General features: G+C 70.7%; 12 protein-coding genes and 2 pseudogenes. 8 read left to right on the plus strand and 6 right to left on the minus strand.

What is annotated here, in order from left to right:
- Together AC51EU_RS18065 and AC51EU_RS18070 are read right to left on the minus strand one after the other, a co-directional pair.
- On the minus strand, window positions 1-597 hold a 597-nt coding region (locus tag AC51EU_RS18065; RefSeq protein WP_496268014.1), incomplete at its 3' end, for a phosphatase PAP2 family protein.
- A 245-nt stretch (window positions 598-842) separates the two neighbouring features.
- On the minus strand, window positions 843-1,844 hold the full coding sequence (locus tag AC51EU_RS18070; protein WP_496268015.1) for a C40 family peptidase: 1,002 nt from the start codon (window positions 1,842-1,844) through the stop codon (window positions 843-845).
- Window positions 1,845-2,250: 406 nt separating this feature from the next.
- On the opposite strand from AC51EU_RS18070, the gene AC51EU_RS18075 reads away from it, so the two are divergent.
- The 7 genes from AC51EU_RS18075 to AC51EU_RS18105 all read left to right on the plus strand — a co-directional run bounded on the left by AC51EU_RS18075 (window position 2,251) and on the right by AC51EU_RS18105 (window position 10,599).
- Window positions 2,251-2,559: a DUF8827 family protein gene (locus AC51EU_RS18075; protein WP_496268016.1), complete on the plus strand. Its 309-nt coding sequence runs from the start codon at window positions 2,251-2,253 to the stop codon at window positions 2,557-2,559.
- A 480-nt stretch (window positions 2,560-3,039) separates the two neighbouring features.
- Window positions 3,040-3,876, plus strand: a complete 837-nt coding sequence (locus AC51EU_RS18080; RefSeq protein WP_496268017.1) for a hypothetical protein — start codon at window positions 3,040-3,042, stop codon at window positions 3,874-3,876.
- Window positions 3,866-5,209, plus strand: coding sequence for an energy-coupling factor transporter transmembrane component T family protein (locus AC51EU_RS18085; protein WP_496268018.1), 1,344 nt, complete (start codon window positions 3,866-3,868; stop codon window positions 5,207-5,209). Before AC51EU_RS18080 ends, AC51EU_RS18085 begins: the two co-directional genes overlap by 11 nt.
- Window positions 5,206-6,759, plus strand: a complete 1,554-nt coding sequence (locus AC51EU_RS18090; RefSeq protein WP_496268019.1) for an SCO6880 family protein — start codon at window positions 5,206-5,208, stop codon at window positions 6,757-6,759. Before AC51EU_RS18085 ends, AC51EU_RS18090 begins: the two co-directional genes overlap by 4 nt.
- Window positions 6,760-6,797: 38 nt before the next feature.
- On the plus strand, window positions 6,798-8,249 hold the full coding sequence (locus AC51EU_RS18095; protein ID WP_496268020.1) for an ATP-binding protein: 1,452 nt from the start codon (window positions 6,798-6,800) through the stop codon (window positions 8,247-8,249).
- An 18-nt stretch (window positions 8,250-8,267) separates the two neighbouring features.
- Window positions 8,268-10,187 carry a hypothetical protein gene (locus AC51EU_RS18100; RefSeq protein ID WP_496268021.1) on the plus strand — a complete coding sequence of 640 codons (1,920 nt, stop codon included), beginning with the start codon at window positions 8,268-8,270 and terminating at the stop codon, window positions 10,185-10,187.
- Window positions 10,188-10,473: 286 nt separating this feature from the next.
- The gene (locus AC51EU_RS18105) at window positions 10,474-10,599 is read left to right on the plus strand and encodes a hypothetical protein (protein WP_496268022.1); all 126 of its coding nucleotides are present in this window, start codon (window positions 10,474-10,476) and stop codon (window positions 10,597-10,599) included.
- A gap of 113 nt (window positions 10,600-10,712) precedes the next feature.
- Here AC51EU_RS18105 and AC51EU_RS18110 read toward each other — a convergent pair whose 3' ends face one another.
- Complete coding sequence (locus AC51EU_RS18110; protein WP_496268023.1) at window positions 10,713-11,453, minus strand: nitroreductase; 741 nt, start codon at window positions 11,451-11,453, stop codon at window positions 10,713-10,715.
- 101 nt (window positions 11,454-11,554) lie between these two features.
- On the opposite strand from AC51EU_RS18110, the gene AC51EU_RS18115 reads away from it, so the two are divergent.
- Window positions 11,555-12,148: a TetR/AcrR family transcriptional regulator gene (locus AC51EU_RS18115; protein WP_496268024.1), complete on the plus strand. Its 594-nt coding sequence runs from the start codon at window positions 11,555-11,557 to the stop codon at window positions 12,146-12,148.
- Here AC51EU_RS18115 and AC51EU_RS18120 read toward each other — a convergent pair.
- From AC51EU_RS18120 to AC51EU_RS18130, 3 genes and pseudogenes are all read right to left on the minus strand, one after another.
- Window positions 12,082-13,127: pseudogene (locus tag AC51EU_RS18120) on the minus strand (IS481 family transposase). The gene AC51EU_RS18115 and the pseudogene AC51EU_RS18120 sit on opposite strands and share 67 nt — an antisense overlap.
- A 202-nt stretch (window positions 13,128-13,329) precedes the next feature.
- Window positions 13,330-14,193: a viomycin phosphotransferase gene (gene vph, locus AC51EU_RS18125; RefSeq protein ID WP_496268025.1), complete on the minus strand. Its 864-nt coding sequence runs from the start codon at window positions 14,191-14,193 to the stop codon at window positions 13,330-13,332.
- Between the two features lie 52 nt (window positions 14,194-14,245).
- Window positions 14,246-14,371, minus strand: a pseudogene (locus tag AC51EU_RS18130) (IS630 family transposase); the annotation flags it as partial.
- Window positions 14,372-14,604 lie beyond the last annotated feature (233 nt).

Genomic DNA, 14,604 nt, shown 5'->3' on the forward strand with positions numbered 1-14,604 from the left:
CCGGCCCGCCCGGGTGCGGCCCACCGCCGTCACCAGCGGCACCAGCAGTGCCTGGGCGGGCGGTGCCAGCAGCAGCGCGACGGCCGTGCCCAGCGCGAAGCCGCCGACCACATCGGTCGGGTAGTGCACGCCCATGTAGACGCGGCAGAACCCTTCGAGCAGCGCGAGCCCGATGCCGATCAGCCCGTATCTGCGGTGCGCGATGAAGAGGCCCACCCCGACGGCCATGGCGAAGGTGGCGTGATCGCTGACGAACGAGAAGTCGGTCTTGCCCGGGACGAGGACGGCGAGACCGGCGTGCTCCGTGAACGGCCGGGGCCGTTCGACGAACGCGCGGATCGGGATGTTCGCCAGCAGCGCGAGGCCGGCGGCCAGCGGCGCCCACACCAGCCCGGCGACCGCGTACGCCGCGCCGGGCCTGCGGCGCGCGCCCCACCAGGCGACCAGGCACAGCACCCCGAGGGCGGCGATGATGCCGTACTCGCCGAGGTACTCCATCGCGCGGTTGACCCAGTGGGGGGCACCCTTCGCGAGGCCGTTGATGCCGTCGAGGACGTCGACGTCAGGGTTCGGCCCCTCAAGTGCGAGTCCAGCCATCTGCCGTGGCCCCTTATCTCCTGTCACGCGCGCGAGCGCCGTCGGTGTGCTGCCAACCCCCGTGGTCGTCGTGCCCTGTCACATCGCTGTGTCGTGCGTGTGCCGCGTCCGCCCGTTCCCGTGAGGAAAACGCGGCACTCCGGCGGTGCGTTCCACTCTCTACCGGATGATCACCACGACGTTATCGAAGCTTGACTGATCCCGGCCCTTCCCCGCAGTTCAGGGCGCTGTTCAGCGACTCATGTTCATGTGGTGTTCCCACGGGGGAGTGCTTTCGCGCCGTCGGAGGTGACGCGGGTCGCTCCCATGTAGTCCGGCATGGCGTCGATCCGGTCGAACCTGATCACCGCGCCGGTGTGCGGTGCGTTGATCATGTATCCGCCGCCCACATAGATCCCGACGTGGTGGATGGAGCGCGGATCGTTGAGGTTGTTGGCGTAGAAGACCAGGTCCCCGGGGAGCAGTTCGCTGCGCTTGGGGTGCGGCCCCGCGTTCCACTGGTCGTTCGCCACCCGGGGCAGGTCTATCCCCACCGAGCGGTACGCGGCCTGGGTCAGCCCGGAGCAGTCGAACCGCCCGCTCTGCCCCGCGGTGCCCGTCCCGCCCCACAGGTACGGGGTGCCCAGCCGCTCCTGCGCGTAGTAGATGGCCGCGGCGGCCTGCTTCGACGCCGCCACCGGGCCGGTGGGCGCCTCGAAGCTCTTGGCCAGCGTGGTGATGGTCTTCACATAGTTCCGCGTCTCGCTGTACGGGGGGACGCCCTTGTACTGGATCACGCGGTAGGCACCGGCGTTGTACGCGGCGAGCATGTTCTCCGTGGCGTCGCCCGGCGCGTCCTTCACATAGCCGGCCAGCTCGCAGTCGTACGAGGCCGCCGACGGAATGGCGTCCTCCGGGTCCCAGACGTCCTTCTTGCCGTCGCCGTTGCCGTCTATGCCGTGCGTCGCCCACGTACCGGGGATGAACTGCGCTATTCCCTGCGCGGCCGCCGGGCTCTGCGCCCGCGGGTTCCAGCCGCTCTCCTGGTAGAGCTGCGCGGCGAGCAGCGCGGGGCTTATCGCCGGGCACAGCGTGCCCCACTTCTGCACCAGCGCCTGGTACTCGGCCGGTACCGAGCCCTTGGCCAGCCCCGTGGCCCGGCCCCCGCTCAGGCTCGCGGCCGCCGTGTACGTGCCGAAGACGAGCAGCCCGATGAAGCCGAGCACCAGCCCGACCCCGATCCCGCCGGCGATCCAGAACTTACGCACCCTCCAACCCTCCCCCATCCACACCCACTTCACCGCCTTTTCCCGAACACATCCGCGAGTTTCTGCCGCATGACGGCGCATGGGACGGCGCAGGGGGCGCTCGACCGGGCGGCGGACCGCCCTCCCCCGGGGTGCGGTGGCGGCCCGTCAGGCCGAACGGCCGGGCGGGGCGGAGCAGTACCACCCCCACCGATCATTGCCCACAGTTACCGTCCATGATACACACAGTGAGATTAACGGTCCCGACGGGCTATGGGTAGCCGCATTCTCACGCCATCACCACGGGATCCGCCAAAGAATGCCGTCGAGCCGTCATCTGATGGCGTGTTTGTCGGCGAAGATGGAGACTGACCCGTGCCACATGGTACGAGTAGGCAACATCCCATAAGGGGCGGTGAGTTCACATATGTTCATTGCGGCCGACAAAGGCGACATCACCACCATTATCGGCGGAATCGCCCCGGACTGGGGCCCGTTCGGCAGCCTGGGCAACGAGGCACGCGTGATGGTCGAGGTGATCATGGCGGTGGCGATCCTGCTGTGTCTCGGCATCGCGATCTGGGGCGCCGCCAAGCAGCGCATCGGCGCCACGGCCCTGCGCGACACCTTCAGCGCCGAACAGGGCAAGGGACTGATCGTCGCCGGACTGACCGGCGTCTTCATCATCGGCTCACTCGGCACACTCTTCACCATCGTCTACGGGATGGCCGTCTAGCGACTCCCGCCCCTCCCCCGGACCCCCGCACCACGGGGTCCGGGGGGGCGCATGTGTACCCACCCACCGGTCCCGTCCCTGTGCGCCCCCTTCCCCCGCCCCTCCGCCGCCCTCGTGCCTCCACCCGCCCCCACCGGCCCGGCGCGGCTCCTCCCCCTCCGAGGCACCCGCTCATGCTCCCCCGTTCCCGTACGCGATCCGCCGCGCGGCACCCCCGCGACCAGCGGTCCGATTGGCCTGCCCGCCACCTGGGGACAGGAGGCACCGGAGAACGGAAGCCGACCGGGACGAGAAGAGGGACGAGCAGTGCAAATGCCACAGAGTCCCCCATTCGCCTCTGCCCGACGTCTTCTGAGGGGACGTCACGGTGAGATGTACTCGTACCGCTTCACCCGAGCCGCCCCCCACGCGGCTACGGTCATACGAGGGCGGCAGGACAAGGGCGGAAACGGCAATGGTGGTTGAGGGGGCACACGGACGATGAGCGCCGGCGACGACAGCGGCTACCGCGACGGGCCGACGGGCCAGACGCGTACGAGACTTCCCGACGGCGAGGGCGACACCTACGGCACCGGACGGCGGTCCCGCACCGGCGCCTCCAGCCGCAACCTCGTCATGGCCGTCGGGGTGGTGGTCCTGCTGCTCGCGGCCATCGCCTTCGCCAACCGCGGCGGCGGCTCCGACCCCGAGCGGCCCTCCGACGGCCCGCGCCCCGACACCGCCGCCGGGGCCACCGCCCCCACCGGCACCAGACCCGTCGGCGGCAAGCACGACGGCATCGCCTCCGGCTTCGCCAAGACGGAACAGGGCGCGCAGTCGGCCGCGGCCAACTACGCCGTCGCACTCGCCGGCGCGGGCATGTACACCGCCGACCGCCGCGACGCGATCCTCGACGCCGTCTACACCCCGCAAGCCGCCGAGGCCCGCAAGGCGAACCTCCGCAAGGTCTACTCCGACCCGAAGTTCCTCGCCGCGGCCGGCCTCAAGGCCGACGGGGGTGTCCCCGGCGGCATGACCTTCGTGTCCCGGGCCAACCCGGTCGGCACCCGGACCGAGAAGTTCGAGGACGGCACCGCCAAGGTCTCCGTCTGGTACTCCCTGCTGTTCGGCCTCGCGGGCCAGGGTTCCCGCAACCCGGTCACGGAGAGCTGGTACACGTCCACGATGCGGCTGACATGGGTCGGCGGCGACTGGAAGATCGCCGAATCCACCCAGAAGACCGGGCCGGCCCCGATCGCCACCGACCAGACCGCCGCGACCGCCGAGGAGATGTCCAAGGCCGTCGAAGGGTTCGGAGGGTTCACCTATGCGAGGTAACAACCGGCGCCGCTCCCTCACCGTCGCCTCGGCGCTCGCCGGCGTCCAGACGACCCTGGTGCTGCTGTCCGCCCGCGCCTTCGCGGACCCGACGCCCACCCCGTCCGGGTCCGGCTCCCCGTCACCGTCCCCCTCGCCGTCCGACACGGCCTGCGGCCTGTTGGAGGGCAAGGCCAAGGAGCTGTGCGAGCAGCGCGGCGGCACCGGCGGCCCGTCCAACCCGGGCGCCGACATCGGCAGCAACCCCCTCGACCCGCTCGACGCGCTCGCCACCGGCTGCGCCAAGGCCGCCTCCTGGATCGTCACCAAGCTCTCCGACGCCGTGAAGGCCACCTCCCAGGTCGACTTCACCAACAGCGCCTTCCTGCGCCAGTACGCCGTGGTCTTCGCCGCGTCCACGGTGCTCACCCTCGTGCTGTGGCTGCTCGCCGTCGCCAAGCGCGCGGTACGCGGGGTCCGCCTCACCGAGGCGATCGGTGAGGCCGTGGGATTCCTGTGGCTGACGGTGCTCGCCTCCGCCTTCACCCCGCTGATCCTCTACACCGTCGTCTCGGCGACCGACGGCGTCACCGACATCCTCGCCAAGGGCACCGGCGCCCGCACCGACACCTTCTTCGGCTCGTTCTCGGACGCCCTCACCAAGGGCACCGACATCGGCGGCGGCCCGATCATGCTGATCGTGGTGTCCCTGGTGTCCATCCTGGCGGCCGGTGTGCTGTGGCTGGAACTGGTGGTCCGGGCCGCCCTCCTCTACGTCGGCGCGCTGCTGGGCACCGTCGTCTACGCCGGCCTCGTCGACAAGAACATGTGGGGCCACGTACGGCGCTGGGCAGGCGTCATGATCGCGGTGATCCTGGTCAAACCGGTCATCGTCATCGTGCTGGGCATCGCCGGGGCGCTCTCCTCCGGCGACGGCCCCAACGCCTTCTCCGCCGTCGTCTCCGGCCTCTCCATCATCATCCTCGCCATCTTCGCCAGCGCGATGATCTACCGCTTCGTCCCCGGCTTCGGCGACGAGATGGCGGCCTCCCGCAACAACCGCATGAGCCGGGGCGCGGAGAACGCCGCCGCCACCGTTCTCAGCTCCCCCGCCGCCCTGGTCTCCCAGGGCATCAAGACCCACAGCGCCCGCCGGTCCGACGACGGCGGCGGCCAGGGCGCCTCCCAGGGCGGCTCATCCCGCTCCACCGAAGCGGTCTCCGGCGGCGTCGCCGCACACGGCACCCGCTCCGGCCAGCCCCGGCCGGCCACCCCCGCACCCCGTACCCCCACCAGCCCCGGACCGAGCAGCAGCGCCCGCACCGGCAAGACAGCAGGAGGTGAGGGGAGTTGAGCACGGAGATCCCCTCGGTCGCACCCCGACGCACCTATCTGATCGGCCGCGCCCGGCCCAACGCCGTGATCGGCAAGAACCGCGAAACCGGCGAGATCGCTCTGATCATCGGCGGCGCCTTCCTCGGCATGATCGGCGGCCTGTCGATCACCGAACTCACCCTGCGCATCCTGGCCCTCGTCAGCTTCCCGCTGCTGGCCCTGGCCGCCGTGTACGTCCCCTACCGGGGCCGCACGTTCTACCGCTGGTTCGAGATCAGCCGCAGCTACCGCCGCACCGTCCGGCGCGGCGCCGTCTACCGCTCCGCCGCCGCCGAGGCCGGCGTCCGCCTCGACGGCCAGGAGGTCGAGATCGGCCCGCCGCCCGGCATCGGCCGGATCAACTGGCTGACCGCCCCGTTCGGCCCGGACGAGATGGCCGTCCTGCTGCACGCCGACCGCCGCACGGTCACCGCCGCCATCGAGATCGAGGGCCCCGGCGTCGGCCTGCGCGACAGCGAGGACCAGGAGGCCCTCGTCGACCGCTTCGGCACCCTCCTCAAGCACGTGGCCAACGGCGACGGCTTCGTCACCCGCCTCCAGATGCTGGCCCGCACCCTGCCCGCCGACCCGGACGCGCACGCCAAGGACGTCGCCCAGCGCGGCGACCCCACCGCCCCGCAGTGGCTCCAGGACTCCTACGACCAGCTCCAGTCGATGGTCTCCACCTCTTCCGAGCAGCACCGGGCCTATCTCGTCGCGTGCATGCACTACACCCGCGAACTGGCCAACGAGGCACACACCATGGCCCGCGCGGCCGCCGCCCAGAGCGGACTCCGCCGCACCGACCGCGACGCCGGCCTCGCCGTCGTCATGGCCCGCGAGCTCACCGACATCTGCGCCCGCCTCGCCGAGGCCGACATCCGGGTGCGCCAGCCCCTCGGGCAGGCCCGTCTCGCCTCCCTCGTCCACTCCATGTACGACCCGGACCACCCCATCGACCACATCCAGGCGATGAGCAAGCGCAACGCCTGGCCGGCCGAGCTGGACGCGACCGAGCCGACGTACCTCCAGGCCAAGACCCGCGAGTCGGCCACCCGCGCCCCCTGGTGCCACGCCACCGCCTGGGTCAAGGAGTGGCCGCTGACCCCGGTGGGCGTCAACTTCCTCGCCCCCCTCCTGGTGCACACCCCCGACGTCATCCGCACGGTCGCGGTCTGCATGGACCTGGAGCCCACCGAGATCGCCATCGAGCGGATGCTCACGGAGAAGACCAACGACGACGCGGAGGCCAGCCGCGCCGCCAAGATGAACCGCGTCGTCGACCCGCGGGACATCGCCCACCACGGACGCGTCGACCAGCGCGGCGAGGACCTCGCCTCCGGAGCCGCCGGCGTCAACCTCGTCGGCTACATCACCGTTTCCTCCCGCTCGCCCGAGGCGCTCGCGCGCGACAAGCGCACCATCCGCGCCTCGGCCGGCAAGTCCTACCTCAAGCTGGAGTGGTGCGACCGCGAGCACCACCGGGCGTTCGTCAACACTCTGCCGTTCGCGACCGGTATCCGCCGCTAACGCCGTCACAGCCGCTGGGAGGCGCGTACGTCATGGCCATGCTCGATCCACTCGGTGCCCTCACCGATGCCTTCACCAGCTTCCTGTTCGGGAAGGTGGAGACCAACCGGCTGCCCGTACGCACCTCCACCGGCCAGGCACAGGCCGTCTACCTGCCCACCGCGGCCCCCGGCCTCGGCGACTCCGGCGTGATCATCGGCCGCGAGGTCTACAGCGGCAAGGGCTACATCTACGACCCCTTCCAGCTCTACGGTCAGCAGCTCCCGGCCCCCCACTGGCTGGTCCTCGGCGAGTCCGGCAACGGCAAGTCCGCGCTGGAGAAGACGTACGTCCTGCGCCAGATGCGGTTCCGCGACCGGCAGGTCGTCGTCCTGGACGCCCAGGGCGAGGACGGCGTGGGCGAATGGAACCTCATCGCCCAGGAACTGGGCATCACCCCCATCCGCCTCGACCCGACGGCCGCGCTCAACGGCGGCATCCGGCTCAACCCCCTCGACCCGTCCATCACCACCACCGGGCAACTGGCCCTGCTCCGCACGATCATCGAGGTCGCGATGGGCCGCGGACTCGACGAGCGGGCCGGCTTCGCCCTCAAGGTCGCCCACTCCGCCGTCCTCGGCGCCTACGACAACCCCGAGGGAACCGACGCCTCCGCCGGGCGGCAGCCCGTACTGACCGACATCGTCGAGCAGTTGCGGCACCCGGAGCTCGACTCCGCCGAGGCCATGAACGTCGACATAGACGACGTCCGCGCCTGGGGCCTGGACGTGGCCCTGGTACTGGACCGCCTCGTCGACGGCGACCTGCGCGGCATGTTCGACGGACCGACCACCGCCGGCATCGACCTCGACGCCCCGCTGATCGTCTTCGACCTCTCCCACATCGACCGCAACTCCATCGCCATGCCCATCCTGATGGCGATCGTCGGCGTCTGGCTGGAACACACCTGGATCCGCCCCGACCGGAAGAAACGGATCTTCCTGGTCGAGGAGGCATGGCACATCATCAACTCCCCCTTCGTCGCCCAACTCTTCCAGCGCCTGCTGAAATTCGGCCGCCGCCTCGGCCTCTCCTTCGTCGCCGTCGTCCACCACCTCAGCGACGTCGTCGACGGCGCGGCCGCCAGAGAGGCCGCCGCGATCCTCAAGATGGCCTCCACCCGCACCATCTACGCCCAGAAGGCCGACGAGGCACGCGCCACCGGACGCGTCCTCGGCCTCCCCCGCTGGGCCGTCGAAATCATCCCGACCCTCACCCCCGGCATCGCCGTCTGGGACGTCAACGGCAACGTCCAGGTCGTCAAACACCTGGTCACCGAGGCCGAACGCCCCCTCGTCTTCACCGACCGCGCGATGACCGAGGCATCCGTACCGCGCCCGGACGAGGCCCGCGCACTGGACCGCGCGGCCGACGCGGAGGCCGAGGCGCGCGCCGAGGCCATCGCCCTGGAGAGGCAGCTGCGGAACAAGTCGAGCGAGACGGTGGCGTGAGAACGGCAGGACACTGACGTGCGGCACGGAACGGACTTCGGACGCGACGGATACGGGACGGGCCCCGCACACCGCGGCATCCCCGACTCCCTCCTCATAGGGCTGCTGATCTTCCTCCTCGGCCTGACCGTGCTGGTCTGGACGGCGACCGGCCTCGCCGGCCTCCTCACCCACGGCGCCTGGCCCGACCACGTCACCTTCTCCGGCACCCCCGTCGCCCTGCGCCACCTCGTCACCGAACCCCACGACCTCGCGGCCGCCTGGCCCGACACCCCCAAGAGCCAACTCTCCGGCTACGGCCTCTTCTGGGGCCTCCTCATCGGCGAACTGATGATCCTCATGGTGCTGACGATCTTCGCCCTGGGGACGGTGACCCGCTACCGCGCGGTACGACGAGCGCGGCGCCAGGGGGGTCCTACGAGGGACAAGTCCGTGGGGGGAACTGCGGGGGGCGGGGGTGCGTCGGCGAGGGCTGAGGGTGTGGCCGGTGCGGCGGGATCGGTGGGTGATGGGGCTGCGGCGGGCGCGGCTTCCCCTGTGGCGGGCGTACCTTCGCCGTCCGGGGGCTCTGTGCCTGGGGTGGGGGCTGGGGCTTCAGGTGTTCCTGTGGCCGGGACGTCTTCGCCCGCGGGCGTCCCGGCAGCGGGCGCTGTCCCGCCGTCGGCTGGCGTCTCCTCTGCCGGATCGCCTTCGTACGCCGCCGTCCCGGCAGCGGGCACTCTCCCGCCGTCGCCAGGCGTCCCCTCCGCCACAGCGTCCTCGTCCGCCACCGTCCCGGCAGCGGGTCTCCTCCCTTCTGCCGCAGGCGCCCCCTCTGCACCCTCAGCCCTCACGGGCACCTCCGCACCCGGCGCACTCCCGCCTCGTACGGGCGCGCCCGTCTCAGGTGCGGCGTCGTCCTCGGCCTCTCCCGTCCCCTCCGCCACGTACGGCCTCGCCGCCCCCGCACTCACGGCGTCACCGACCACCCCCGCGACCCCCGGCACCACCCACCTCACCGAACCCGTCTTCCCCCGCGTCCACTTCGGCACCGACCGGTCCGCCGCCCGCGCCACCGTGCTCTCCGCCATCACCGCCGCCGACGGCCCCCTCGTCATCGCCACCACCGACCCCACGCTCTGGGCCGAGACCAAGGACGCCCGCGCCAAGCTCGGCCCCGTACCGGTCTACGACCCCACGCACCGGCTCGACACCCCGGCCAGGCTGCGCTGGTCGCCGACCATCGGCTGCGAGGACATCGCCACCGCCGCCGCCCGCGCGGCCGCCCTGCTGGCCCCGGTCCGCCCGGCGAGCGCCCTCGACGCGACCGTCGCGGACACCGCCCAGACCCTGCTGCGCTGCTGGCTGCACGCCGCCGCCGTGGACGGCCGCCCCTTCCGCCAGCTCCACCGCTGGACGCACGCCACGGGCGCCGCCCAGGAACCCGTACGCGTCCTGCGCACCCACTCCAGGGCGTCCGCCGGCCAGGCCGGCGAGCTGGAGTCCGTGCTCACCGCCCACCCCGAACGTCGCGCACGCGCCCAGGAACTCGTCGGCCGCGTCCTGTCCGCCCTCTCCTCGGTCCACCTCCGCGACGCCTGCACCCCGTCCCGAACGGATGCGCTCCTCCTCGAATCATTCGCGAACGAAGGGGGAACGCTCTACGTGGTGGGCGAACCCATCGAGGATCCGCGCACCACCCCGGGTGCGATGCCCCTGCTCACCGCACTCCTCTCCTACGTGGTCGAGCACGGCCGCCTCATGGCCGCACGGTCATCCGCCGGCCGGCTCGACCCACCACTCACCTTGGTCCTGGACGACATCGCCGCCCTCGCCCCACTCCCGGCCCTCCCGGACCTCCTCACCACCGCCCCCTCCCAGGGCCTCCTGACCCTCGCCACCCTCCGCTCCCAGGAACAGGCCCGCGCCCGCTGGCCCCACACCCCGTTGCCGCTCTAGAGGTGTTGCCTCCGAGCAGCACTCATCGACATGTCAGAGGCTCAGCGACTCCTCGGGCTCCTGGGGGCTGTCGCGAAAGCGGATCTTGAGCTGTGGTGATCACGGTGTGGCGCGAGGGACCTGACGGACCGGCAGTGGGCTCGACCGTCTGCCGTGCCCACCAACACGCCGCCGGCGCGCGCAAAAAGGGGATCTGCAGCGTGAGCCGCCCGGTGGGGTCGACCCCGAGCCGGACGATCACGGGCTCGGACGTTCCCGTGGTGGCCTGACGACGAAGATCCACCTCGTGACCGAGCAGGGGCAGAAGCCGCTGTCCCTGCTGATCGCTGCGGGCCACCGTCACGACAGCCCGCGGTTCCAGCCCGTCCGCGAACGCATCCGCACACCGTGGAGTGCGGGATCAACCCGCTGAAACGGAACCGCGCTGCGGCCACGAGATACGACAAACCCGCCGTCCGATACGAGGCGACCGTACTGGTCGCAGCCCTCAACGAGTGGCTGTAACCAGCGCTTTCGGGACCGACTCTAGGTGTGGAATGTGGTGGTTGCCTCCAGAGCCGCCCGGCCGGTCGCGACCCGGTTTACCAGCGCGTTCTCGTCCGCGTAGCCGAAGGAGATACCCACAAGCAGCTTCCCCTCGTCCACTCCGAGTTGATCGCGGACGGTGTCGGCGTAGAAGCTGAGCAGGCCCTGCGGGCAACTGGCCACGCCGTAGCCGGTCATGGCCAGCAGCAGCGTCTGCAGGTAAGCGCCGGCGTCGGCGGCCAGTCGCGGCCCGCCGTCGCCGGTGACGAACAGGAACGCGGCATGGGGCGCCCCGTAGAAGCCCAGACTTTCCGCGTCATAGGCCGCGCGAGCCGGGTGGTCGTCGGGGCCGATGCCCAGCGCTCCGTACAGACCGGCACCGAAGGCGGCCCGCCGTTCCTGATGGACGGGGGCGTACATGTTCTCGGAGTACGGGTAGTCGGCCGTGACGCGTCGCTCGGCGTGGGCCGTTCGCAGGGCGTCGGCCAGACGGTCTCGCCGTGCGCCACCGACCACCTCGACCCGCCACGGCTGCGCGTTGGAATTGGACGGCGCGGTGCCGGCCAGGGAGAAGACCTCGCGCAGAGTGTCCTCGGGTACGGGGTCGGGACGGAATGCGCGGGTCGCGCGGCGCCCGCGGATCAGCTGCTCGGCGTACTCCGACGTTCGCGTCCCGCCCAGCTGTGTCCCGCCGGTGGGCGCCTCGCTCGTGCGTGTCCGGGTGAAGCCCGGTCCGCTCATGGAACTCTCCTCAGGATCACCTGAGTAAACGCAATCGTTTACTTGAAGTGGCACTATAGTCAGCCACCCCTCTGAAGTAAACAAGAACGTATACTTACGTCATGACCACGGTGACGACGGCGTCTCGACGGCCGGGGCGCGGAGGGCGGGAGCGCATCCTGGCCGCCGCGGCCGGACTGTTCGCGGGCCAGGGGATCAATGCGACCGGCATGGAGCAGATCGCAGAGCGGGCGCCGGTGTCCAAGCGCACCCTCTACGCGCACTTCAGGACCAAAGACGAGCTGGTCCTCGCCCATCTCAAGGACCTCTCCTCGACGGGACGGAGCCTGGAGGGCGTGCTGGCACGCGAGGACATCCCCGCCAAGGAGCGAATCCTCGCACTGTTCGACCCACCCCCGACCGGCACGGATCCCGTGCGCGGATGCCCGTTCATCGACGCCGCCGCGGAGTTCCCCGACCCCCAGAACGCGGTCCACTCCTACGCCCGCGAACAGAAACTGCTGATGGTGCGGCTGGTGACCGACCTGGTAGCGGAACTGGGCTGCCGCGAGCCCGCCGTCCTCGCCGAGCAACTCGTGACCCTCGCGGACGGCGCCGCCAGCCGCGCCATGGTTCTGGGCGAGCCGAACTACGGCCGGCACGCGCGGACAGCGGCGGAGACCCTCCTGGAAAACGCGCTGCCGACCACGATCTGACAGGCCCCACCGGGTTGCTCGGTACGCCTAGGTGTATTCGGCCATGACGTTGGTGACAGTCGGGTGATCGGGGGGTGGCCGCCGAGCGCGGTGCGTCTGCGTCGAGTGTTGTAGAAGGTCAGCCATGGTGCCAGTGCGTGGGAGCGTGCGGTGTTGCTGGTGAAGACCTGGTGGTAGGCCCATTCTGTTTGCAGGGTGCGGTTGAGGCGTTCGGCCTTGGCGTTGGTCTGAGGGCGGTAGGGCCGGTTGCGTTTGTGGGTGATCCCGGCTGCTGCCAGGGTGTCGCGCCAGGTGTGGGATTTGTAGCAGGCGCCGTTGTCGGTCAGGACGCGTTCGACGGTGATGCCGCACGAGGTGAAGTAGGTCTGGGCGCGGGTCCAGAAGGCGGTGGCGGTTTTCTTCTTCTCGTCGGCGTGGATTTCGCTGTAGGCGAGGCGGGAGTGGTCGTCGACGGCGGTGTGGATGTAGCTGTAGCCTTCCCCGGAGCGGTTCTTGCGGCCTGCTTGGCGGCCGAGGGGCTTGTGGCCGCCGCCGTCGGAGATGTTGCCGAGTTTCTTGATGTCGACGTGGACGAGTTCGCCGGGCCGGGCGCGTTCGTAGCGGCGTACGGGCGGTGGCGCGGTCCAGGTGGGCGAGGCGTGCCAGGCCGGACCGGGTGAGGACGCGGTGGACGGTCGAGGGCACCAGGCCCAGGAGATGGGTGATGCGGGCCGGGCCCCACCGGCGCGTCAGGCGGGCCTTGATGGTCTGCTGCCCGGTGCGGGGCGGTGTCCGGCGGGGGCTGTGGTGCGGGCGGCTGGAGCGGTCGGCCATCCCGGCCTCGCCATGGAGCCGGTACCGGCCGGCCCACCGCTGGGCGGTGGTGGGTGAGACCTGGAAACGTTCGGCGGCCCGGCCGCAGCGGCCAGCCGTCCTCGACGACACAGCGGGCCAGGCGCAGGCGTCCGGTCTCGGTCAGGGGTGCACTACGGTGGGGCACGAGGACCTTCCTGCTGGTCGGTGCAGATGTCGCAATCCACACCGACCCCGGAAGGCCCTTACCCGTTCAAGATCCCTCAGCCGAGACCTGCATCACCCGCCCACAACCTCCCGGGGCAATACAGCTAGTGCTGTGACCGCATAGGTTCGCCGGGTTGCTGTTGATGTGAAGTGCTCGTTGAAGCGGATGTGCCGGTGTTGCCTCAGCGGTAGCCGGCCAGGCCGTCCGCGAGTTCTTCTTCGTCGCCGTCGCGGATGGCGTAGAGGGCTTGTTGCAGGGCGAATGTGCCGCGGATCGCGGCGATGCGGGTGAGGAGTCCGTGGTGTGACCAGCCGCCCAGGGCGAGTACCCGCTCCAGGAGCTCAGGCCCGTAGCTGGCGCCGATGGCTGCGAGGTCCTCTGCCGGGTCGCCGAGCGTGACATCGTCCCAGTCGAGTACTCCGGAGAGGCGCGGCAGGCCGTGCGTCCATTCCCACAGGACGTTTTCGGCGCCAAGGTCGCCATGCACCACTGCCCGGGTGTCGTGGGGAAGGCTGTCGAGTGCCGCGAGTTCCCGCTCGGCCCGTAGGCGTCCGCTGTCGGACATGAGCGGGAAAAGCTCCGCGCGCACGTTCTCCGCGAACCGCCGCCACCGGCCTTCTGCTGCCCGAGGAAGAACTGCTCGTACCGTCTCGTCGGTGCCGGCACGGGCCAGACCGGACAGCAGCGTGGCGTACTGCGCCGCCACGGTGTCGACCACCTGGGCATCGTCGAGGGCGTCGTTCTCCAGCGGTTCCCCGGGAATGCGGCTGAGCACGAGGAACGGCACCTCGTCGGTGCCGTGGGCGCCGCCCTGGAACAGCGGCTCAGGTGTACGGAAACCGAAGTCGAGGCCGGCGAGTGCGTGCAGTGCGGCCGCACGCTCGGTCAACCGGGCGGCCGCTGCCCGGGTGCGAGGCAGGCACACGACGCGGTCCGAGCCGATGACCACGGTGTGGAATTGCCCCTGACGTACCGCAAGGTCGTCCGGTGTGTCGTCGGGCAGCAGACGGCTCAGCAAAGCGCGATGCGTCGTAAGGATGCTCACGAGTGTCCTCTGGATCCTTCGCTGGGTCGGAGGCGATGGGCGCGAAGTGCTGTCAGGCCGCGCCGACGAGCGGGCGTCCGCCCCAGCGAATGCCCTTCTCGTTGCGGATGCGGGCTCGTTTTCGGCGTTGAGCGGCCAGGACGTCGGGGTGGCGGACGGTGGCGTTGCGCCAGCGCAGATCGGGGCGCCGTCGGGCCGGGCGGAGCGGATCGACTTCAGTGCGGCCAGGGTGCTGCAGCTTCTGCCCCTTCCTCGTCGGTCAGTCTGCGCACCCGCACAGGCTCGGCCACCACACCTCCAACGGTCGGAATGAACGTCACCGCCCATCCAACCGCTCCAACTACCGACCCCGCGAACCTATGCGTCACAGCACTAGGCGGTGGCGCCTGGTCCTTTCTCTCCGCCTGCGCG

Source organism: Candidatus Streptomyces philanthi (assembly GCF_059553635.1).

Bases quoted from the DNA above. Each gene is read 5' to 3' on its own strand.
- AC51EU_RS18075 (WP_496268016.1), top strand. From the start codon at position 2,251: ATGTTCATTGCGGCCGACAAAGGCGACATCACCACCATTATCGGCGGA.
- AC51EU_RS18115 (WP_496268024.1), top strand. From the start codon at position 11,555: ATGACCACGGTGACGACGGCGTCTCGACGGCCGGGGCGCGGAGGGCGG.
- AC51EU_RS18085 (WP_496268018.1), top strand. From the start codon at position 3,866: ATGCGAGGTAACAACCGGCGCCGCTCCCTCACCGTCGCCTCGGCGCTC.
- AC51EU_RS18110 (WP_496268023.1), bottom strand. From the start codon at position 11,453: ATGAGCGGACCGGGCTTCACCCGGACACGCACGAGCGAGGCGCCCACC.
- AC51EU_RS18095 (WP_496268020.1), top strand. From the start codon at position 6,798: ATGCTCGATCCACTCGGTGCCCTCACCGATGCCTTCACCAGCTTCCTG.
- AC51EU_RS18080 (WP_496268017.1), top strand. From the start codon at position 3,040: ATGAGCGCCGGCGACGACAGCGGCTACCGCGACGGGCCGACGGGCCAG.